This is a genomic window from Paragemmobacter amnigenus (assembly GCF_009908265.2).
In the GTDB taxonomy this organism is placed as follows: Bacteria; Pseudomonadota; Alphaproteobacteria; order Rhodobacterales; family Rhodobacteraceae; genus Paragemmobacter; species Paragemmobacter amnigenus.
In genome coordinates, this window is record NZ_JAAATX020000004.1 from 244,161 (window position 1) to 264,546 (window position 20,386).

General features: G+C 65.2%; 23 protein-coding genes and 1 tRNA gene. 12 read left to right on the top strand and 12 right to left on the bottom strand.

Annotation, left to right across the window (positions count from 1 at the left end; translation table 11 throughout):
* Positions 1 to 16: 16 nt before the first annotated feature.
* The 3 genes from rlmH to GU927_RS07240 form a co-directional block, all read right to left on the bottom strand.
* On the bottom strand, positions 17 to 487 hold the full coding sequence (gene rlmH, locus GU927_RS07230) for a 23S rRNA (pseudouridine(1915)-N(3))-methyltransferase RlmH (RefSeq protein ID WP_161761681.1): 471 nt from the start codon (positions 485 to 487) through the stop codon (positions 17 to 19).
* Positions 488 to 492: 5 nt separating this feature from the next.
* A complete protein-coding gene (gene rsfS / locus GU927_RS07235; RefSeq protein WP_161761682.1) occupies positions 493 to 867 on the bottom strand; it encodes a ribosome silencing factor in 375 nt (124 codons plus the stop codon).
* 335 nt (positions 868 to 1,202) lie between these two features.
* Positions 1,203 to 1,784: an SOUL family heme-binding protein gene (locus GU927_RS07240; protein ID WP_161761683.1), complete on the bottom strand. Its 582-nt coding sequence runs from the start codon at positions 1,782 to 1,784 to the stop codon at positions 1,203 to 1,205.
* Between the two features lie 223 nt (positions 1,785 to 2,007).
* Here GU927_RS07240 and leuC point away from each other — a divergent pair, with 223 nt between their 5' ends.
* The 4 genes from leuC to GU927_RS07260 all read left to right on the top strand — a co-directional run bounded on the left by leuC (position 2,008) and on the right by GU927_RS07260 (position 6,218).
* The gene (gene leuC / locus GU927_RS07245) at positions 2,008 to 3,426 is read left to right on the top strand and encodes a 3-isopropylmalate dehydratase large subunit (RefSeq protein ID WP_161761684.1); all 1,419 of its coding nucleotides are present in this window, start codon (positions 2,008 to 2,010) and stop codon (positions 3,424 to 3,426) included.
* A 12-nt stretch (positions 3,427 to 3,438) separates the two neighbouring features.
* On the top strand, positions 3,439 to 4,044 hold the full coding sequence (gene leuD / locus GU927_RS07250) for a 3-isopropylmalate dehydratase small subunit (protein WP_161761685.1): 606 nt from the start codon (positions 3,439 to 3,441) through the stop codon (positions 4,042 to 4,044).
* Between the two features lie 321 nt (positions 4,045 to 4,365).
* Positions 4,366 to 5,166, top strand: coding sequence for a hypothetical protein (locus tag GU927_RS07255; protein WP_217765553.1), 801 nt, complete (start codon positions 4,366 to 4,368; stop codon positions 5,164 to 5,166).
* A gap of 53 nt (positions 5,167 to 5,219) precedes the next feature.
* Positions 5,220 to 6,218, top strand: a complete 999-nt coding sequence (locus tag GU927_RS07260; protein WP_217765561.1) for an endonuclease/exonuclease/phosphatase family protein — start codon at positions 5,220 to 5,222, stop codon at positions 6,216 to 6,218.
* Here the strand turns inward: GU927_RS07260 and GU927_RS07265 are convergent.
* Both GU927_RS07265 and GU927_RS07270 read right to left on the bottom strand, forming a co-directional pair.
* Positions 6,215 to 7,087: a LytTR family DNA-binding domain-containing protein gene (locus tag GU927_RS07265; RefSeq protein ID WP_217765554.1), complete on the bottom strand. Its 873-nt coding sequence runs from the start codon at positions 7,085 to 7,087 to the stop codon at positions 6,215 to 6,217. The two genes, GU927_RS07260 and GU927_RS07265, sit on opposite strands and share 4 nt — an antisense overlap.
* A complete protein-coding gene (locus GU927_RS07270) occupies positions 7,084 to 7,941 on the bottom strand; it encodes a LytTR family DNA-binding domain-containing protein (protein ID WP_161761689.1) in 858 nt (285 codons plus the stop codon). Before GU927_RS07270 ends, GU927_RS07265 begins: the two co-directional genes overlap by 4 nt.
* Here GU927_RS07270 and GU927_RS07275 point away from each other — a divergent pair.
* From GU927_RS07275 to GU927_RS07295, 5 genes are all read left to right on the top strand, one after another.
* On the top strand, positions 7,924 to 8,097 hold the full coding sequence (locus GU927_RS07275) for a hypothetical protein (protein ID WP_161761690.1): 174 nt from the start codon (positions 7,924 to 7,926) through the stop codon (positions 8,095 to 8,097). The two genes, GU927_RS07270 and GU927_RS07275, sit on opposite strands and share 18 nt — an antisense overlap.
* A gap of 133 nt (positions 8,098 to 8,230) precedes the next feature.
* Positions 8,231 to 9,337: a 3-isopropylmalate dehydrogenase gene (leuB, locus tag GU927_RS07280; RefSeq protein ID WP_161761691.1), complete on the top strand. Its 1,107-nt coding sequence runs from the start codon at positions 8,231 to 8,233 to the stop codon at positions 9,335 to 9,337.
* Between the two features lie 132 nt (positions 9,338 to 9,469).
* Complete coding sequence (locus GU927_RS07285) at positions 9,470 to 10,441, top strand: DMT family transporter (RefSeq protein ID WP_161761692.1); 972 nt, start codon at positions 9,470 to 9,472, stop codon at positions 10,439 to 10,441.
* Positions 10,442 to 10,521: 80 nt separating this feature from the next.
* A tRNA-Pro gene (locus GU927_RS07290) sits at positions 10,522 to 10,598 on the top strand.
* A gap of 75 nt (positions 10,599 to 10,673) precedes the next feature.
* On the top strand, positions 10,674 to 11,555 hold the full coding sequence (locus GU927_RS07295; RefSeq protein ID WP_161761693.1) for a trypsin-like serine protease: 882 nt from the start codon (positions 10,674 to 10,676) through the stop codon (positions 11,553 to 11,555).
* 2 nt (positions 11,556 to 11,557) lie between these two features.
* On the opposite strand, the gene GU927_RS07300 is transcribed toward GU927_RS07295, so the two are convergent.
* The 6 genes from GU927_RS07300 to GU927_RS07325 form a co-directional block, all read right to left on the bottom strand.
* A complete protein-coding gene (locus GU927_RS07300) occupies positions 11,558 to 12,457 on the bottom strand; it encodes an ornithine cyclodeaminase family protein (protein ID WP_161761694.1) in 900 nt (299 codons plus the stop codon).
* Positions 12,454 to 13,077 carry an HAD family hydrolase gene (locus GU927_RS07305; RefSeq protein WP_161761695.1) on the bottom strand — a complete coding sequence of 208 codons (624 nt, stop codon included), beginning with the start codon at positions 13,075 to 13,077 and terminating at the stop codon, positions 12,454 to 12,456. Before GU927_RS07305 ends, GU927_RS07300 begins: the two co-directional genes overlap by 4 nt.
* Positions 13,052 to 14,023, bottom strand: coding sequence for a DMT family transporter (locus tag GU927_RS07310; RefSeq protein ID WP_161761696.1), 972 nt, complete (start codon positions 14,021 to 14,023; stop codon positions 13,052 to 13,054). Before GU927_RS07310 ends, GU927_RS07305 begins: the two co-directional genes overlap by 26 nt.
* Before the next feature lie 142 nt (positions 14,024 to 14,165).
* Entirely contained in the window at positions 14,166 to 16,007 is a 1,842-nt protein-coding gene (ilvD, locus tag GU927_RS07315; RefSeq protein ID WP_161761697.1) for a dihydroxy-acid dehydratase, read from the bottom strand.
* 77 nt (positions 16,008 to 16,084) lie between these two features.
* Entirely contained in the window at positions 16,085 to 17,224 is a 1,140-nt protein-coding gene (locus GU927_RS07320) for a fumarylacetoacetate hydrolase family protein (protein WP_161761698.1), read from the bottom strand.
* Between the two features lie 82 nt (positions 17,225 to 17,306).
* The gene (locus tag GU927_RS07325) at positions 17,307 to 17,648 is read right to left on the bottom strand and encodes a hypothetical protein (RefSeq protein WP_161761699.1); all 342 of its coding nucleotides are present in this window, start codon (positions 17,646 to 17,648) and stop codon (positions 17,307 to 17,309) included.
* Between the two features lie 316 nt (positions 17,649 to 17,964).
* On the opposite strand from GU927_RS07325, the gene GU927_RS07330 reads away from it, so the two are divergent.
* A complete protein-coding gene (locus tag GU927_RS07330) occupies positions 17,965 to 18,669 on the top strand; it encodes a hypothetical protein (RefSeq protein ID WP_161761700.1) in 705 nt (234 codons plus the stop codon).
* A gap of 81 nt (positions 18,670 to 18,750) precedes the next feature.
* Here GU927_RS07330 and GU927_RS07335 read toward each other — a convergent pair whose 3' ends face one another.
* A complete protein-coding gene (locus GU927_RS07335; RefSeq protein WP_161761701.1) occupies positions 18,751 to 19,140 on the bottom strand; it encodes a PepSY domain-containing protein in 390 nt (129 codons plus the stop codon).
* Between the two features lie 170 nt (positions 19,141 to 19,310).
* Between GU927_RS07335 and GU927_RS07340 the strand changes: the two genes are divergently transcribed.
* Both GU927_RS07340 and GU927_RS07345 read left to right on the top strand, forming a co-directional pair.
* The gene (locus GU927_RS07340) at positions 19,311 to 19,715 is read left to right on the top strand and encodes a PepSY domain-containing protein (RefSeq protein WP_161761702.1); all 405 of its coding nucleotides are present in this window, start codon (positions 19,311 to 19,313) and stop codon (positions 19,713 to 19,715) included.
* Complete coding sequence (locus tag GU927_RS07345) at positions 19,715 to 20,377, top strand: response regulator transcription factor (RefSeq protein ID WP_161761703.1); 663 nt, start codon at positions 19,715 to 19,717, stop codon at positions 20,375 to 20,377. Before GU927_RS07340 ends, GU927_RS07345 begins: the two co-directional genes overlap by 1 nt.
* Positions 20,378 to 20,386: the final 9 nt, after the last annotated feature.

Genomic DNA, 20,386 nt, shown 5'->3' on the forward strand with positions numbered 1-20,386 from the left:
CCCCTTGGCCACCCCGTCAGACGCGGTGATAGGGCCCCCCCGCCAGAATCGTCGCCGCGCGGTACAGCTGCTCGGCCAGCATCACCCGCACCAGCATATGCGGCCAGACCATCCGCCCGAAACTGATCGAAAAATCCGCCTTTGCCCGCAGCGACGGCGCAATCCCGTCCGCCCCGCCGATGACGAAGGCCACATCCTGCCGCCCGCCATCCCGCCACCGCGCCATCTCGGCGGCAAACTCGGGCGAGGACATGACCCTCCCCCGCTCGTCCAGCGTCACCAGCAGGGCACCCGCAGGAATGGCCCGCGACAGCAACTCCGCCTCCGCCTCCATCCCGCCGCCCTTGCGATCCTCGACCTCGTGCTCGCTCAAAGGGCCAAGGCCCAGCGCCCGCCCCGTCCGGTCGAACCGCGTCACGTAATCGTCGATCAGCTCACGCTCGGGGCCCGCCCGCATCCGGCCCACGGCACATAGATGCACCCGCACGGCCCTCAGGCCCCGCGATGGGCGCTTCCCGGAAGCCACATCTTTTCAAGCTGATAGAACTCGCGCACCTCGGGGCGGAAGACATGGACGATCACGTCGCCCGTGTCGATCAGCACCCAGTCGCCGGTTTCCTTGCCTTCCATCTTGGACGACACGCGGAACTCCTGCTTCAGCCGGTCCACCAACTTTTCGGAAATCGCCGCGACCTGCCGCGACGACCGGCCGGAACAGATGACCATGTAATCGGCCACATCCGACCGCCCGCGCAGGTCGATCTGCACGATATCCTCGGCCTTGTCGTCATCGACGGATTTCAGGACGGCAGCCAGAATCTCTTCGGACGTATAGCTGGGCGCAGTTGCCGTGGCGGCATCGCTCATGCGCGGTGCCCTCGGCCCGACCGGCAGCCCGGTCGTTGGGTCAGAATGGGACAGGACATCGTCCTCCAGAAGTTGCGCGCCGCCCCGCCCCGGCGCGGGGCTTACCCCACAAGGTAACATCGCGCGCCCCGTATCTCAACGGCACGCGAAGCGCGCGCGATACAGGTGGGCGGGACAAAGCGCAAGGGCAACACGCGTTTTCTGGGCAAAACGCGTGGCCCCGTTCTTTCTGCGAAAGAACCCCGCCCGCGACATCCCGCGCTCCGGACTCAAATGGCACCGATCCTTCGCCAGAAGGATCGCCCCAAGAAATTTCGCCAGAAATTTCTTGCCCCTCACCGTACCTCCCACGCCACCTCGTTCAACCGCGCCGCCGCAGGCGTCCATGGCGCATCGTAGAAAGCATAGACCGGACCACCCACGACCTGCAGACCCCGCCCCTCCGCCCACGCCTTCAACCCCGCTGCCCGCGCCGCCATGTCCTCGCCCTCGGGCATCCCCGAAAACCCCTCCACCACCATCCGCGCCGCAGGCGCTTCGCGCAGCACGATCCGCCCGTCCCGCGGCGTGGGCAACCCTGCCGCCACCGCGGCGGCAGGCATGGTAAAGCGCACCACCCAAAGGCCATGCCCTTGATTTTGCTGCTCCACCGGCACCGTCATGGCGATCTTCCCGCCCCCGTCACTGCCGCCGAAGATATACCCCGCCAGCAGCCCGAACCCCGTATTCACCGCGGCCCGCCGATCCCCCCGCACCGTCACCTCCGCCACCACGCGCGGCCTGTAATCGCGCACCTCCCGCGCGCCCTCCACCCCCTGCACCGCATAGGGCGGCATCTCGTATCCCCGCCGCGTCATCCCCTCGGCCTCCGCCCGATCCGCACCGATCCCCGCCATCACGACCCCGATCCAGCGCATCCGTCCCCTCCGCCATCACAACCCTTCAACCTAGCTTGCCTCAAAGGGGATTCGAGCGTATCTAGCGCCCCATGACCCGCTTCTTCGACATGGCCGATCACGCCCGCCTGCCCTGGCGCTTCACCCGCGAAAGCCGGTCCGTCCTCGCACGACTTATCTGACGCCTGCCCGCGTCCCCGGCGCCCTGCGCCACAATCACAGCCATATCCGAAAGAGATGAGCCATGACCGCTCCGCGCACCCTCTATGACAAGATCTGGGATGACCACGTCGTCCATCAGGCCGAAGACGGCACCTGCCTGCTCTATATCGACCGCCACCTCGTCCACGAAGTGACCTCGCCGCAAGCCTTCGAAGGGCTGCGCATGACGGGCCGCAAGGTCCGTGCGCCGGAAAAGACCATCGCCGTGCCGGACCACAACGTCCCCACGACCGCAGGCCGCGACAAGCACATCGACAACGAGGAATCGCGGATTCAGGTCGAAGCGCTGGACAAGAACGCCAAGGATTTCGGGATCAACTACTATCCCGTGTCCGACATCCGTCAGGGCATCGTCCACATCGTCGGCCCCGAACAGGGCTGGACGCTGCCGGGCATGACCGTCGTCTGCGGTGACAGCCATACTGCCACCCACGGCGCCTTCGGCGCGCTGGCCCACGGGATCGGCACGTCCGAAGTGGAACACGTTCTGGCCACCCAGACGCTGATCCAGAAGAAATCCAAGAACATGAAGGTTGAAATCACCGGCTCGCTCCGCCCCGGCGTCACGGCCAAGGACATCACCCTGTCCGTCATCGGCGCGACCGGCACGGCGGGCGGCACGGGTTACGTCATCGAATATTGCGGTCAGGCGATCCGCGAGCTGTCGATGGAAGGCCGCATGACCGTCTGCAACATGGCCATCGAAGGCGGCGCCCGCGCGGGGTTGATTGCCCCCGATGAAAAGACCTTCGCCTATGTGCAGGGCCGCCCCCACGCGCCCAAGGGTGCCAAGTGGGAAGCCGCACTCGCCTATTGGAAAACCCTCTTCACCGATGAAGGCGCGCATTTCGACAAGGTCGTCACGATCAAAGGCGAAGACATCGCCCCCGTCGTGACCTGGGGCACATCGCCCGAGGATGTGCTGCCCATCACCGGCGTCGTCCCTGCGCCCGAGGATTTCACCGGCGGCAAGGTCGAGGCGGCCAAGCGCTCGCTCGAATACATGGGCCTGACCCCCGGCATGAAGCTGACCGACATCAAGATCGACACGGTCTTCATCGGCTCTTGCACCAATGGCCGGATCGAAGACCTCCGCGCCGCCGCGGCGATCCTGAAGGGCAAGAAGATCAAGGACGGCATGCGCGCCATGGTCGTCCCCGGCTCGGGCCTCGTCCGCGCGCAAGCAGAAGAGGAAGGTCTGGCGCAGATCTTCATCGACGCAGGCTTCGAATGGCGTCTGGCGGGCTGCTCCATGTGCCTTGCCATGAACCCCGACCAGCTTTCCCCCGGCGAACGCTGCGCCGCGACCTCCAACCGCAACTTCGAAGGCCGCCAAGGCCGTGGTGGCCGCACCCACCTTCTCTCGCCCGCGATGGCAGCCGCCGCCGCGATCACCGGTCATCTGACCGATGTGCGCGAGATGATGGGCGAGACGGTGTAAGGAACAGGACAAATGGACAAATTCACCACCCTGACCGGCATCGCGGCCCCCATGCCGCTGGTCAACATCGACACCGACATGATCATCCCGAAACAGTTCCTGAAGACGATCCAGCGGTCGGGCCTCGGGAAAAACCTGTTCGACGAGATGCGCTATACCCAGGACGGGCAGGAAATCCCCGATTTCGTGTTGAACCAGCCCGCCTATCGCAAGGCGGAGATCATCGTCGCCGGTGACAATTTCGGCTGCGGCTCGTCGCGCGAACACGCCCCTTGGGCGCTTCTGGATTTCGGCATCCGCTGCGTGATCTCCACCAGCTTTGCCGACATCTTCTTCAACAACTGCTTCAAGAACGGCATCCTGCCGATCGTGCTGCCGCAGGAACAGGTCGACATCCTGATGGCCGATGCGAAAAAGGGCGCCAATGCCCGCGTCACCGTCGATCTGCCCAGCCAGACCGTCACCACCTCGGACGGGCAGACCTTCAGCTTCGAGGTGGACCCCCACCGCAAGCACTGCCTGCTGAACGGTCTGGACGATATCGGCCTGACGCTGGAAAAGGCCGCCGCGATCGACAGCTTCGAGGCGAAGAACGCCACCCTGCGCCCCTGGGCGTGACGCCGGCCGCCGCGCCGGCCTGTCGGCACTGGTGGCAGAAAAGCCAAATACCACAACATCTTGGGCCGCCCTCGGGGCGGCCCTTTTCTTTCCGCAATCTTGATGCAATCGCGCGACACATTGTCCGTGAAATGGCCCCAATGACCCGCATACCTACGAACAGGTGTTGTCAGCTTCGCCGAAAGTAGGCACAAATTGGGCAAGATTGAGGCAGTCCGCCACAATGCGCGGAAATACACCGTATCCGGCACGTCGGGCAAACCGGCGGCGGGGCGGTCGGAAGGAAACGGTGCAGTGGTCCAACGGGTACCCGGTGCGATAATGCGTGCCCTGCTGATCGCGGGGCTTGTCGTCCTGCCTGCGGCGGTCGTTCCCGGCCTGCCACCCGAAGCGCAGCAGACCGTCGCGCTTGTCGCGCTCTTTGCCGCCTTCCTGACCTATGCCGAATACACTGCCAGCGCGCCGGGCCTGATCGAATTCCGCGACGCGCCGCCCTTCAACCGCATCCGCTTCGGCCTGATCCTTGTGACCATCCTTGCGCTGTCGCTGATCGAGCGGGGCCGCACCGACCCGTCGAATTTCAGCCAGCTGGTCGAGGCGGTGGGCTATCTGGTCGGGCGCGCGATGGACATGCCCTTCAGCCCCGTGCGGCTGGTCGTCGACATGCTGTCCCCCTCGGCGACCGAGGCCGAGCTGTCCACGCTGCGCTCCTCGGCGGGGATCGCCTATCTGATCTGCCTCGTCGGGCTGATCATCTTCTGGGCGCTGCTGCGCGGCTGGCCCAATCCGCGGCGCAGTTTCAATGTCTGGGTCAACCTGCCCACCTTCGACCCGACCAGCGGGTCGGATATCGTCGCGCGGCTGGATCGCGACGCGCGCATTAACATCGCGTTAGGGTTTATGCTGCCATTCCTGATGCCTGTGGTGGTGCGCTTTACACTGGGCGGGATCGATCCCCAGTCGTTGACCGCCCCGCATGTGATGATCTGGGTGGTTGCGGCATGGTCCTTTCTTCCGGCAAGCCTGATGATGCGCGGTATCGCCCTTGGCCGGATCGCGCAGATGGTGCGCGCCAAGATCCGTGCCAGCGAAACCGAACATTCCGACGCGCTCGCCGCCTGATTGCCTGCCTTGCCGCGCTGTGCCTCGGCGCGCCCTGTGCCGCAGACGAGGCTTTGCGCGTCGCGACATGGAACATCGGGCTGGAACGCGACGGGCCGGGCCTGCTGCTGCGCGACATCACGGGCGGGCGCGATCCGCAGGTGGCGGCGGCGGTCCGGGTGCTGGGCCGGCTGGATGCCGACATCCTTGTCCTGACCGGCTTCGATGCCGACGCCCGCGGGGTGGCCCTGTCGGCCTTTGCCGACCGTCTGGCGCGCGCGGGTCTGGCCTATCCGCATCGCTTCCAACCACGCGGCAATGCGGGTGTGCCAACCGGACTGGATGCAGATGGCGACGGGCGCAGCGGCGAGGCGCAGGATGCACAGGGCTGGGGCCGGTTTCCCGGATCGGGGGGGACGGTCATCCTGTCGCGCCTGCCACTGCGGGTGGAGGCGGTGACAGACCATTCGGCCTTTCTCTGGCGCGACCTGCCCGACAGCCTGATGCCTGCGGGAACACCCGCGCAGCTGTCCGAAATCCAGCGCCTGTCGTCGCACAGTCACGTGATCGTTCCGGTCAACTGGGGCGAGACATCGCTTGCGCTTCTTGTCTGGCACGCCACGCCACCGGCCTTTGACGGGCCAGAGGATCGAAACGGTCGGCGCAACCATGACGAGGCCGCATTCTGGCTGCATCTTCTTTCCGGCAGCCTTGGCCTGCCCGCCCCGCCACCGCCCTTCGTCCTTTTGGGCGACGCCAATCTTGACCCGATGGACGGGGAAGGCAGACCCGCCGCACTGCAGGCGCTGCTTGCGCATCCCGCGCTTCAGGATCCCGCGCCCGCCGGATCACACGGACGCCGGGAACCGGAACATCTGGGCGATCCGGCGCTGGACACGGCCATTTACGACGATCTCGGGGGGCTGAGGCTGGATTATGTCCTGCCCTCGGCCGATCTGGTGGTGACCGGTGCGGGGGTGCTGTGGCCCCCCGCGGGGTCTGCGCTTGCCGCCGATCTGGCCGCCACCTCGCATCACTACCCCGTCTGGGTCGATCTGCGACCGCAAAGCTAGTCCAGCAAACCCGCAGCGCGAAGCCAGCTTTCCACCGGACGCCGCCGCGCCCGTGCAACCGCGATCTCGGCACCGCTCTGCAAGAGAAGGACAAGGTCCCGCCCGTTGTCGCGCACGGCGACAACAGCCGCACGCGACACCCAGTCGGACCGCCCCACGCGCAGACCATGCCGTTCGGGCAGCGTATCGACCAGTTTTCCGAAAGGTCCGGGAAGAAAGCGCCTTTCGCTGGCGGTTTCGACGATCACGTAATTTCCCTCGGCCGTGATGCGCCGCAACTCGCAGGCAGCGATCCTGTGCGCCCCGATCTGGACGAAGTCGTCCCGGTCACTGCCTGACGGCTCGGGCTCGTCGGGTTCGGACTTCGGGTTTCGCTTCCGCATGTCCCGCAAGGCGCGGGGAAAGACGAAGTAGAGCATGAGGTGGGCCACGATCTCGGCCACCACATAGTAGAAGGCCCAAAGAACGAGGGTGCGGCCAAGGGTGATCTCTTCACCGGCAGATTTCAGGATCGAGACGAAATTCCCGACAGGCACGCCGGTCAGGGTGGCCGCCAGAAGGATATGGGTCGCATGGATGCGGACCCCGCCCGTGCGCAAGCTGAACCGTTCGATCAGCACAAGGGCGAGGGCAATGGCGCATAACGCGCTGAGGGAACCGGCAAGGCCGATCTGCAACCGATCCGGAACCGACAGCCGAACCACCGCCAGACGGTTGTCCAGCAGGGTGACGAATGCCACGATCAGAAGGTAATGAGGCAGCACATAACGGTGCGTCATGACGCGCAGCAATTCGCCCCGCGCGAAATGGAAGGTGTCCCCCGAGAGCAGGACCACCGCGACAGGCCGTTCCGGCGACGCCGTCATCATCGCCCCCCCTTGGAGGGCGGAACCCGCTCGACGCCAATGCCCGACCGGCCGAGCCAATCCTGCACACCGTCCTGCAGGCTTGTCCCGACCGGAACCCTTGTTCCGCAGGCAAGGACGATCCACATATCCCGACCCGACCGCACCAGTCGTCCGATCACCCTGCGCGCGACCCAATGCGACCTGTGCACCCGCAGCCCAAGCCGTGACGGCATGCGCGCGCTGACGTCGCCAAAGGGACCGGCGACCAGATGGCGCCCCGTGGCAAGGTGGACGACGACATAGTTGCCGCTCGCCTCCAGACGCTCGACCTGTTCGGGTGTGATCCGAAGGCTGCCCGCGCGCAGCTCTTCGCCGTCAGGACGGGCCTCTGCCGGTTCTGCCACAAGCGCCCCGTCTGTCCCGCCATCCGCATCCGGCAGGGGTGCAGTCAGAACGATCCCCTGCCGAAGCCGTGACAGTGCACGCGGCACAGGACCGCGGAAGATCACGACAGCGCAGACTTCGGCGATCACGAAAACCGTGAGCCAGAAATACAGCGGGATGGCGCCGTGATGATGGGCGGGCAGCACGGCGCTCTGCACCTCGTGCGCGACCCAGACCATGACGCAGCTTGACATCATGATGCCAGGCGTCATCCAGACCCTGCGTCCGGGTGCGATGCGCCCCACGATCCGCGCGGCCACGGCGATATAGGCCAGAAGCGACAGGACAAGACCCGTAAGGCCCAGCACCGTTGCAGGCAGCAGCACATCGACCGGCGCTTCGGTCAGGTCCAGCATATAGATGGCCAGATTCGCGACGACCAGAAAGCCGAAATAATGCGCCAGCACATAGCGATGGCGCAGAACGATCAAGGCTTCGTCCAGTCCGGCAAAATCGATTGCCGCACCGATCAGGCAAAGACGGACCGCGCGGGACTTTCTGTCCGGACGATAAATGCGCTCTTCGAATATGTCTTCCCGCACAACACCAACCGCAGGCTACCATTCACCCCCGAAAGCCAGAGCTAGACCACGGTTTCCCCTGCGACAAGCCACCTACCTCTTTTGCGCCGCAGGCCTGGGCGCCCCAGCCCGCTTGACCAGCAAGGGCCAAGCCGCTAGGCCACGCCGCAACCCTTATACTGCTTGCAGGAGCGTCCCCGTGGCCAATCCCTCCCTTCTCATCCTCGCCGGTGACGGCATCGGTCCCGAAGTCATGGCCGAGGTGAAAAAGATCATCGGCTGGTTCGGCGCGAAACGCGGCGTGACCTTCGACGTGACCGAAGACCTTGTCGGCGGCTGCGCCTATGACAAGCACGGCACGCCGCTGCATGACGACACGATGGCCAAGGCGCAGGAGGTGGACGCGGTCCTTCTGGGTGCCGTGGGCGGCCCGCAATACGACATTCTCGACTTCTCGGTGAAGCCGGAGCGCGGCCTGCTGCGCCTGCGCAAGGAGATGGACCTCTACTCCAACCTGCGCCCCGCCCAGTGCTTCGACGCGCTGGCAGACTTCTCGTCGCTGAAGAAAGAAGTCGTGGCGGGCCTCGACATCGTCATCGTCCGCGAACTGACCTCGGGCGTCTATTTCGGCGAGCCGCGCGGCATCTTCACCGAAGGCAATGAACGCGTCGGCATCAACACCCAGCGCTACACGGAATCCGAAATCGCCCGTGTCGCGCGGTCGGCCTTCGAACTGGCCCGCCGCCGCAACAACAAGGTCTGCTCGATGGAGAAGGCCAACGTCATGGAATCCGGCATCCTGTGGCGTCAGGTCGTGCAGGAAGTGCATGACAAGGAATATCCCGACGTCCAGCTTTCGCACATGTATGCCGATGCGGGCGCGATGCAGCTGTGCCGCTGGCCCAAGCAATTCGACGTCATCGTGACCGACAACCTGTTCGGCGACCTGCTGTCGGATGCGGCGGCGATGCTGACCGGCTCGCTGGGCATGCTGCCCTCGGCCTCGCTCGGGGCGCCGATGGCGAACGGGCGTCCCAAGGCGCTTTATGAACCCGTGCACGGCTCGGCCCCCGACATCGCGGGTCAGGGCAAGGCCAACCCGATCGCCTGCATCCTGAGCTTCGCCATGGCGCTGCGCTACAGCTTCGACATGGGCGATGATGCGACCCGCGTCGAAAAGGCCGTGGAAAAGGTGCTGGCAGACGGCGTCCGCACTGCCGATCTGATGGGCCCCGAAGGCGGCAAGCCCGTCTCGACCAGCCAGATGGGCGACGCGATCCTCGCCGCACTCGACGCCTCGCTCTGACATTGCTGCGGGATGGGCAGTTTTGCCCGTCCCGCCCCGTTTCCGCTGCAATGCCGCGCAACCCCACCTTGCGCGGGCTTGCAGTCCGGTCCATTAGGTTAGCGCTCCCACCGGCTGCCGAAAGCCCGACCGATGACCGTTTCAAGCAACAACATCCAGGGCGCCGTCCTGTCGCTGGCCGCTTTCGGCATCTATGCCACGCATGACGTCGTGGTGAAGTATCTGGGCAGCAGCTATTCGGCCGTCCAGATCATCTTCTTTTCGGGGCTGCTGTCCTTTCCGCTTGTCACGGTGATGCTGCTGGGCGACCGGCGGGACGAGAACCTTGTCCCGCGCCATCCGTGGTGGAGTCTGGCCCGCGCGGTTTCGGCCGTCCTGACGGGTGTTGCAGGCTTCTTCGCCTTTTCGCGGCTGCCCATGGCGCAGGCCTATGCGATCTTCTTCGCCATGCCGTTGCTCATCACGCTTATGGCGATTCCGCTGCTGGGCGAAAGGGTGGGTGCGCGGCGCGGGCTTGCGGTGGTGGTGGGGTTGCTTGGTGTGCTCGTCGTCCTGCGTCCGGGCGAGGCGGAGCTTGGCCTTGGCCATCTTGCGGCGCTGTCCGCGGCAGTGACGGGGGCGCTGACTTCGGTCATCGTCCGCAAGATCGGCGGAAACGAACGGTCGGCGGTCTTGATGCTTTATCCCATGCTGGCCAACGTGCTGGCGATGGGCGCGGCGCTGCCCTTCGTCTATGTGCCCATGCCGGTGTCCCATCTCGGGCTGATGTGTATCATCGCCCTGTTTTCCTTCATCGCGGGGCTTCTGGTGATCAAGGCCTATCGCACGGCCCCCGCGGTGATCGTCGCGCCGATGCAGTATTCGCAAATCCTGTGGGCCGCGGTGTTCGGCACGCTTTTCTTTGACGAATCGATCGATCTGGGCACCGCCATCGGCAGCGCGATCATCATCGCGTCCGGTATCTACATCGTCCTGCGCGAAGGCACGCCCAGCGTGTCGGGCAATCGCCCCGTGCTGTCGACCAAAAGCCGGCCGGAAACCGGCTCCACCCCTCGGGTCAGCGTGATGATGCAGAGGATGGGAATTCCCGAACGGCAGGATTGACCGGTCGCAAATCCGTACGGCAAATCCCGTCCATCCCCCTTGCAAATGCCCGCGCGGGACTGTAACCCACCCCCCACGGTCGGAGCGTAGCGCAGCCTGGTAGCGCACCTGCTTCGGGAGCAGGGGGTCGGAGGTTCGAATCCTCTCGCTCCGACCATTTCCCGAAAACCCCCTGTTTGACGCGGCATGAAGCCACCCATAATGTCGGGACAGTGATGTTGTCCGGGTTGCCATGCGTCTGCTTTACACCTGCCTGTTTTCCGTCGGCCTTCTGGCCCCGTTGCAGCCGTCCCATGCCGTTGTGATCCTCGACAGCATATGGCAGCAGAACGGCGGAGGTGAAGGGCAGGAGGCGGAAGGTTTCGACGCCCATGTCGCCCTCGCCGCCGAACCGCAGTTCATGGCGATCTTCGGTCTGCATGACGGCGAAAGTTATGGTGGATCCGGGACATGGATCGGCAATGACCAAGAGTACGGCTATGTGCTGACCGCCGCGCACAACTTCGGCACGGGGGAAGGTGCCGGAACCTGGCTTTACTGGTCGCGCGAGGGGACGGCCTATGAGGGGATCGAGGTCCACATCCACCCCTTCTACGATCCCGACAGCGATGACACCTCCGGCTATGACCTTGCCATCGTCGTGCTCGATGGTCCCGTCACCGATGCGGGAGAGCAGCCACCGCTTTATGCCGGAGAGGACGAGTTGGGTCGTGTGCTAACGATCACGGGCTACGGCTCGCGCGGGATCGGTTCCGCGGGCGAAGCGGACGCGTTCTACGATTTCGAGGGGGAAACGCCCGCCGCAGCCCGCAATATCGTTGACGAGGTTGACGGGGACTATGGCGAGAACAACCTGATCGTCGATCTGGATGACGAGGAAGGCAGCAGCAGCGTCACGGGGGACGAAGGGCCCGTGGACGCGCTGGAAGGTATCCTTGGCAGCGGTGACAGTGGCGGGGCGGCGTGGATCGAAACCGCCGAAGGCTGGGCCATCGCCGCCACCAACACATGGGGCGACGATGCGGTCTATGGGTCCGTATCGGGCTTCAGCCGCATCTCGACCCAGCTTGACTGGGTTCGCGGCATCTTTCCGGGCATCCGCACCGCGCAGTAAGGTCAGCGCGCGCGCCATTCCTTCTGGATATACATCGCCGTCATCAGGTCCAGATGCGCCCCGCCGCCATTCTTGGCAATGGTGATCTCCTCCGCCGACCGCCGGACAAAGCGGGCGGGATCGTCCCAGTAATCCGCCACGATATCCGCCTCGGTGATGGCGCCGGATTTCAGCGGCTCGATCAGCTCGCCGATATGGTGCAACGTCGTCGCCCGCGCATCGACGAAAACCCGCGCGCGGCGCATGGCGGAATCGTCCACCTCGCGCATCCCGGGCTTGTAGGCCCCGATCAGGTCCAGATGCTGTCCGGGTTGCAGCCAGTCGCCACGGATCAGCGGCTCGGTCGCCATGGTGGCGGTGCAGATCACATCCGCCGCCCTGACCGCTGCCTCCAGATCCTCCGCCACAGGCAGTCCCATCGCCTCGGCACTGGCGCGCGAGCGGCTCCAGACCGTGAACTCGGCCTCCGGCCAGACCGACCGGTATGCGTCGACCATCGACTGCGCCACCTTGCCCGCCCCGACCAGCAGGAAGCGCCGCGCATCCCTGCGCGCGAGACGGCTGGCGGCAAACAGGCTGTCCCCTGCCGTCTTCCATTTTGTGACCAGATGGAAATCCACCAGCCCCGACAATTCGCCCGTCACATCGTCATAAAGCGTGACCGACCCGTGGATCGTCGGCAGCCCGCGCGCCACATTGCCCGGCACCACCGTCGCCACCTTCACCAGCGCGCCCAGCCCGTCGATCCATGTCGCGCGGTCAAGGATGGTATCGCTGCCCCGATAGCAGAACAGGTCCTTGATATCGGGCTGCGGCAGCCGGTGCCCCGCCTCCAGCGCCGCCATGAGCCCGCCCCATGTCAACAGCCGCTCCGCCTCGAAAGGCACGAATTCCACGCTCACAGTCCCGCCTCCTTGTTGGTCAGCAACCCCTCGGCCACCAGCCGCCTTGCCCAGCCTTCCCAGCTTTCGAACTGGTGCGTCCGCCAGCCGCGCCGCGCCGCCGCCGTGATATTGTCCGCGCGGTCATCGGTAAACAGCAGACGGTCGGGCGCGATACCGCAGTCCTGCTCCACCATCTCGTAGATGCGCGGATCGGGCTTGATGACCCCCATCCGCCCCGACACGTAAAGCCGGTCGAAGTCCATCAGGAAGTCCATCTTCGGCACCGCTTCCTCGAAGGAATACCGCCCGAAATTGGTCAGGGCAAAGACCGGCACCCCCTTGGCCCGCAGCGCGCGCTGCAAGCGGATCGACCCCTCGATCCGGGGACTGGCCAGCTCGATCCAGCGGTCATACCACATGCGGATCTCCGGCCCCCAGCCGGGATGCCGCTCCGCCCAGTCATAGATCGTCTCGCGGAACAGCGCGCCCTCGTCCACCAGATCGTTCATATGGTGCAGGTCCACGGCGGCAAACAGCGCCCGCCGCCGCTCCTCCCCGATCACGCGGTCATAGAACGCCTCCGGCTGCCAGCGCGTCAGCACATTGCCGATGTCAAAGATCACTGCCTCTGGGATCACCCGTCACATCCTTCTTCCGCCTGACCGTCTCGCGCCACAGCGTATAAAGGCCCGCCCCGCAGATCAGCGCAATCCCCGCCGCCGCCGTCAGGTCCGGCCATGTCCCGAACACCACCACCCCCCAGAAGATCGCCAGCGGCATCGACGCATATTCGAACGGCGCCACCAGCGCCGCCTCCAGCAGCCGGTAGGCCTGGCTCACCATCAGCCCCCCGATCGCCACCGACAGCCCCGTCGCAAGGAACCAAGGCCAATCCTGCACCGGCGGCCAGACCCATGTCCGGAACAGGAAGGCCAGCGAGGCATCGGATGACCCCGACAGATGCCCGTCCCCCACCACAAGGCCCATGCAGGACGACACCACGATGAACCCGCATTGCACATAGAAGGACAGCGCCACCGCGCTTTCCGTATCCTTCATCCGCCGCGTCATCATGTGGCTGGAGGCGTAACAGAAAGCCGAGATCAGCACGAGCACCGCCGCAGGCTGGATCACCCCCGCCCCCGGCCGCAGCATGACGACCACGCCCACCATCCCCACCACCACCGCGGCCCAGCGGCGCGGCCCCACCGCCTCGCCCAGCACCAGCACCGACAACAGCGTCACGAGCAGGGGCGAGATGAAGGCGATCGCCACCGCATCCGCCAAAGGCAGCGCGGCAAGGCCGAGGAAATAGGTGACGTTGGACACCATGACAAAGCCCACGCGGATCAGGTGATCCTTGCCCCGTCGCGTCAGCACCTGCCGGAACCCCGTGCCCGAGAAATGCATCAGCCCGAACAGGAAGGCCATGCCGATCCCCGCGCGGATCAGGATGACCTGATGCAGCGCATAGTCCCCCGACAGGAACTTGATTGCCAGATCGTTGACCGACAGCATCATGCTGCCGCCCAGTGCCAGAAGGATGCCCGTCAGGGTTGTGCGGGCCGAAACGGTTTCGGTCATGATGGATGCATCCTTGGCCCCCTCCCGCAAGGAATCTGTCCCGCAGGCGACGGTCCTGCGCGCTGTCTCCGACACGGGCGGTTGAAACGGAAACGGAGCGGGCATCGCCCGCTCCGTCACCGACCCGCGATGGTCAGGCCGATCACGCCCCTTCGGGCAGCACCCGCACGGCACCCTTGTCGGCCGAAGCCGCGAAAAGCGCATAGGCCTTGAGTGCGGTCGTCACCTTGCGGGGACGCGGCTTGGCAGGCTTCCAGCCCAGCTTGTCCTGTTCCGCGCGGCGTGCCGCCAGTTCCGCATCCGAAATCCGCAGGGTGATGGTGCGGTTGGGGATGTCGATGTCGATCATGTCGCCCTCGCGCACCAGACCGATCGCGCCACCGGATGCCGCCTCGGGCGAGGCATGGCCGATGGACAGGCCCGAGGTGCCGCCCGAGAAGCGACCGTCGGTCAACAGGGCGCAGACCTTGCCCAGCCCTTTCGATTTCAGATAGCTGGTCGGATAGAGCATCTCCTGCATCCCCGGCCCGCCCTTCGGCCCTTCGTAGCGGATCACCACCACATCGCCCGCCTTCACCTCGTTGTTCAGGATGCCGGCGACGGCGTCGTTCTGGGATTCATAGACCTTGGCGGGGCCGGAGAAGACGAAGATCGACTCGTCCACGCCCGCGGTTTTGACGATGCAGCCATCCAGCGCGATATTGCCCTTGAGCACCGCCAGACCGCCCTCTTTGGTAAAGGCATGTTCGGCCGAGCGGATCACGCCCTTTTCGCGGTCGAGATCCAGTTCGGCATAGCGCTTGTCCTGCGAGAATGCGGTGGCCGACCGCACATTGCCCGGTGCGGCCTTGAAGAAATGGCGGACATTCTCGTGGTTGGTGCGGCTGATGTCCCAATGGTCCAGCGCGGCGCCCATGGTGGGCGAATGGACCGTCACGCAATCGCGGTGCAGCAGCCCCGCATTGTCGAGCTGGCCGAGGATCGCCATGATCCCGCCCGCGCGGTGGACGTCCTCCATATGCACATCCTGCTTGGCGGGCGCGACCTTGCACAGGCATGGCACCTTGCGCGACAGGACGTCGATGTCGTCCTGATCGAAGTCGACCCCGCCCTCATGCGCCGCGGCCAGAATGTGCAGGATGGTGTTCGTGGACCCGCCCATGGCGATATCCAGCGCCATCGCGTTCTCGAAGGCCTTCTTGTTCGCCACGTTGCGCGGCAGGATGCTGTCGTCGTTCTGTTCGTAATACCGCTTGGCAAGGTCCACGATCAGATGCCCCGCTTCCACGAACAGTCGTTTGCGGTCGGCATGGGTGGCAAGGGTCGACCCGTTGCCGGGCAGGGAAAGCCCCAGCGCCTCGGTCAGGCAGTTCATGGAATTGGCCGTGAACATCCCCGAGCAGGACCCGCAGGTCGGGCAGGCGGCCTTTTCGATCTCTTCGACCTCGGCGTCGGTGTAGCTTTCATCGGCCGCAACGACCATTGCATCGACAAGATCAAGCGCAAGTTCCTTGCCCTTGATCAGCGCCTTGCCGGCCTCCATCGGCCCGCCCGACACGAAGACGGCCGGAATGTTCAGCCGCATCGCGGCCATCAGCATGCCGGGTGTGATCTTGTCGCAGTTGGAAATGCAGACCATCGCATCGGCGCAATGGGCATTGACCATGTATTCGACCGAATCCGCGATGATCTCGCGGCTGGGCAGCGAATAGAGCATCCCGTCATGCCCCATCGCGATGCCGTCATCGACGGCGATGGTGTTGAACTCCTTTGCGACGCCACCCGCAGCCTCGACCTCGCGCGCGACAAGCTGGCCAAGGTCCTTCAGGTGCACGTGGCCGGGGACGAACTGAGTAAAGCTGTTGACGATCGCGATGATCGGCTTGCCGAAATCGCCGTCCTTCATGCCGGTTGCGCGCCACAGACCCCGGGCGCCGGCCATGTTGCGGCCATGGGTGGTGGTGCGGGAACGATAGACGGGCATGGTTTCCTCCGGTCAGACCTCGGGCCGATGTGGCATTCGTGCCCTTGCGGGTCAAGGGCGGGCAGGGTGCAACACCTCTAAAGAAGCGCGCGGGATGCCAGATTCCGCATCAGCGCGGCAGCGCCAAAGGTCCATTCCGGCGCCTCGGTCGACAGGCGCACCGTGTTGACCAGCGCACCAAGCTGCGGCGTGGCGATGGTGACGACATCCCCGAGATGGTGGGTGAAGCCCTGCCCCGGCCCGTCGCGGTCCTGCACCGGGGCGAACATCGTCCCGCAGTAAAGGACGAAGCCGTCGGGATACTGGTGATGCCGCCCGCGCGCCTGCGCCGCCAGATCGGCAGGGTCGCGGCTGATTTCTGCCATCGACGAACGCCCTTCCAGACGGAAACCATCCTCGCCCGTGACGGTCATGGTCAGCTCCAGCCTGCGGACATCGTCCAGCGTGAAGGTCGCATCGAAGAGCCGGATGAACGGACCGATCGCGGCCGAGGCATTGTTGTCCTTGGCCTTGCCCAGAAGCAGGGCCGAGCGACCCTCGACATCCCGCAGGTTGACGTCATTGCCCAGCGTGGCACCCACGATCCGGCCCGTACTGTCACAGGCCAGCACCACCTCGGGTTCGGGGTTGTTCCAGCGGCTGACGGGGTGCAGCCCGACCGACGCCCCCCATCCCACGGCGGCCATCGGCGGTGCCTTGGTGAAGACCTCGGCATCGGGTCCGATACCCACCTCGAGATATTGGGACCACAGCCCCTCGGCCTGCAACAGGGCCTTCACCTCGGCGGCCTTTTCCGATCCGGGGATCAGGTTCCGCAGGCTGTCCCCGATCACCCCCGCCACACGCGCCCGGATCGCATCGGCGCGTGCCGGATCACCGCCCGCGCGTTCCTCGATCACCCGCTCGATCATGGAGCGGGCAAAGGTCACGCCGCAGGCCTTGATCGCCTGCAGGTCGACCGGCGCAAGCAGCCGCGTCCCTCCGCCCTGCGGTTCGACCGACGCCGCCGCGATCCGGTCCAGCGGCGCGACGTCCTCGCCCGCAATGGCGGCGACAAAGGCCGGAATGTCGGCCTGCTCTAGCAGATCACGCATGGTTGGTGCGGCAGGGGTGGTTATGTCCACCACGATCCCGTCGCGCACCGTCACGAGCGACGGACCGATCCCCTCGCGCCAGACGCGCCCGACGAAAAGCCCGTTCGCAGGTAATCCGATCATCGCACCGCCCCCCTGTGCTGTTCCCTTCGGCACCATGATCGGCAGGCGCGACACGGGCAAGCCCCGACGGTCACGGTACGGATCACTGCGGGGCGTGAACCAGCGTCAGCAAATGGTGGGGCTCCGTGTGGCGCGTGAAGTCAAGCGGTGTCCGCGGCAGCATGTGCACCACGCTTCCGACGGAAAAGGTCGCAAACAGCATCGCCACTTCGGGGCAACTGTCGGACAGGGCCATCAGCAGAAGATCGAAATCGTCCCGAATGCGGTACAGGTCCAGCTCCGCGGCGGTTACGGGCGGGGCATGGCAGAGCTCGGCCACCTCTTCGTGCAGACGGAACTGCGCAATGGCTGGCGCAGGAAGACCGGACAGCCCGACGGCCACAAGGACGGGCCCCAGTACAGGGAATATGAGCAGGTTCGACATCGGGTCCTGTCTCGCGGGCATGGATTGCCCAGCGGACGGGATACTCATCCCGAAGTATGGGTCAAAACTTGATCCGCATCAATCGGACTGTGCGAAATTGCAGGAAAAGTCACGAATTCAGGCGCCCGCGCCACCCCGAATTGCATCAGGATTTTTCCTGCAATCCCCGATTGCCGACGGCGGGCCCAGCCAGCGCGCCCGGAAAAAACATCCCTTTGGATGTAAATTTAAATCGTACGTCTAGATTGTTACCGCAGGGGGTCCATACTATTTTAATACCTATTGCTACTCTCGTGCCGAATGGAAGGACTGCGTGATGCGCCGGTTCATAGCCGCGATGACTGCCATACTTCTGGCGGCCCCTGCGGCCTTCGCCGCAGATTCCCTGCCCGACAGTACCCCGCTGGCAATGCCTGTTCCGCAGGCAACGATCATGGCGCGCAGTTTTGGACCGATCCATAGCTGCGTGGCGATGCAGGACGCCTATGACGCCGGAGGCTGGCCGCGCGGGACCGGTCTGGACACGCTCAAGCAGATCGACAGCCGCGTGAAACAGCGCGTCGCCCTCAGAAACGATCCGGGGGCGGATGTGTGGACACCGCTGGCCGCGACCATCCTTGCGGGCAAACGCGCCACGGGCGATTGCGACGATATCAGCGTGACCGTCTCGCAAATGGCGGTCTGCGCCGGTATGCCCGCCGACCGCCTTGGCCTTCTGATCACCGAAAGCCCGCGCAGCGGCGCGGACGAGTTGCACATGCTGGCCTTCTACGCAGACCCCAGCGACCGGACATGGGTCTTCGGCGACACCTTCGGACGCCCGCGCGCCCTGTCACAGGTGCGCCAGAAGCTGCTGTTCTTCACCCATATCGACCATCCTACAAAATGGTTCGCGCTGCGCGGGCGCGATGGCGCGCCGCTGACAAGCGACCTGCCCGCGGGCACATCAGCCATTCCCGACCTGCCGATTGTTCCGGCAAAGGGAAGCTGCACGGGAACATGGGGCGAAGGGCAAGGCTGACCCGAAATCGCAGGTGGAAACGGAAAAAGGGGCAGGCTTTCGCCTGCCCCTTTTCACACTGCCCGACCTTTCCGGCCTGTCTCAATCGTCCAGACGCTGGCTGAGGATCTTGTTGGTCGCGGTATCGACCAGCATTTCATAGCGGATGCCCTTGGGATCGACCGCGTCCACCTCGACCAAGGTGCCGTCCTCGCGCTCGATCTGCAGGACGTGCCAGCCCTGCGCCTCCCAGTCGGCTGCGATCTGTCCCAGCGGAACGGCCGATTCGCCGCTGCGGGCGATCCCGTCATCCGCGCCGTGCCCACCGTGACGACGGCCATGATCGTCGCCCGCGCCGTCATCCGAGCCGCGACCCCGACCGCCACGGTCGTCGCCCGATGAGTCGTCCGCACCTTCCTTGCCATAGGCAGTGCTTGTCACCGACATCAGCGACAGCGCGCCGACAGTCGCCGCGACAAGGGCGAATGCCATCGAGATATGTCCTGCGCGACGGAGCTGGTTTGCGTTCATGATCGATACCCTTTCCAGAACTTGCTGTTGAATCCCCTCGGGGAGTGACACAGCTTTGGCACAGTCCGCCTGACAGCCACCTGACCGCTTCTGTCAGCGACTTGTCAGGTGCGTTGCGCTAGATATGCGTCATGATCCGACCGGCCCTCGTCCTTCTTCTTGCGCTTCTCGCCGTCGCGACACCGGTCGCGGCCAAGGATGGCGACAGCGGCGGCGGGGACAACGGCGGGGGCGACGACCATAATGGCGGACATGACAGCGCCGATGGTCGCGATGACGACGACAACGATGACCGCGGCGATGATGACGGGCACAGCGCGCGCAGTGGCGTATCTGCCGGTGCGATCCTGCCGCTCGAGGTAATCCTTTCGGGGATCGAGGGACGCTATGACGCCCGCATGATCGACGCCGAACTTGACCGTCAGCGCGGGCGGATGGTCTATGATCTGGAACTCTTGGGCCGCGACGGGCGGGTTCTGGAAGTGAAGGTGGATGCCGCCACCGGGCGTATCCTGAGATTTGAAGTGGATGATTGATGCGCGCCCTCGTTGTCGAAGACGATGCCCGGATCACCGAACTTGTCTCCTCTGCGCTTACCTCGGCCGGATTTCTGACCGATGCCGTGGCGGATGGCGAAACGGCATGGTTCCGTGGCGGGACCGAGGATTACGATCTTGTCATTCTTGACCTCGGTCTGCCGCGCCTTGACGGTTTGACGCTGCTGAAGCGCTGGCGGGCCGAAGGGCGGGCGTTTCCGGTCCTTGTCCTGTCAGCCCGCGGCACGTGGAGCGAACGGGTCGAAGGGATCGAGGCGGGGGCGGACGACTACCTGCCCAAACCCTTCATGGTCGAAGAGATGACCGCACGTGCCCGCGCACTTGTCCGGCGCGCGTCAGGGCAGGTGCAGCCCGTCCACCGCTCGGGCGGGCTGGCCGTGGATCTGAACCGCATGACCGTCAGCCGCGACGGAATGCCGGTGGCGGTGACGCCGCTGGAGTACCGCCTGCTTGCCTATCTGCTGCTGAACCGCGACCGGACCGTTCCGCCCCACGAACTGGTCGACCATCTTTACGGCACAGATGACGCGCGCGAGGCGAACGCGATCGAGGCGATCATCACCCGCCTGAGACGCAAGCTGGGGGCAGAGGCGATCCAGACGCGGCGAGGCTTCGGCTATTGCTTCGGCCCGGGCGCCTGAGGCGGCCGG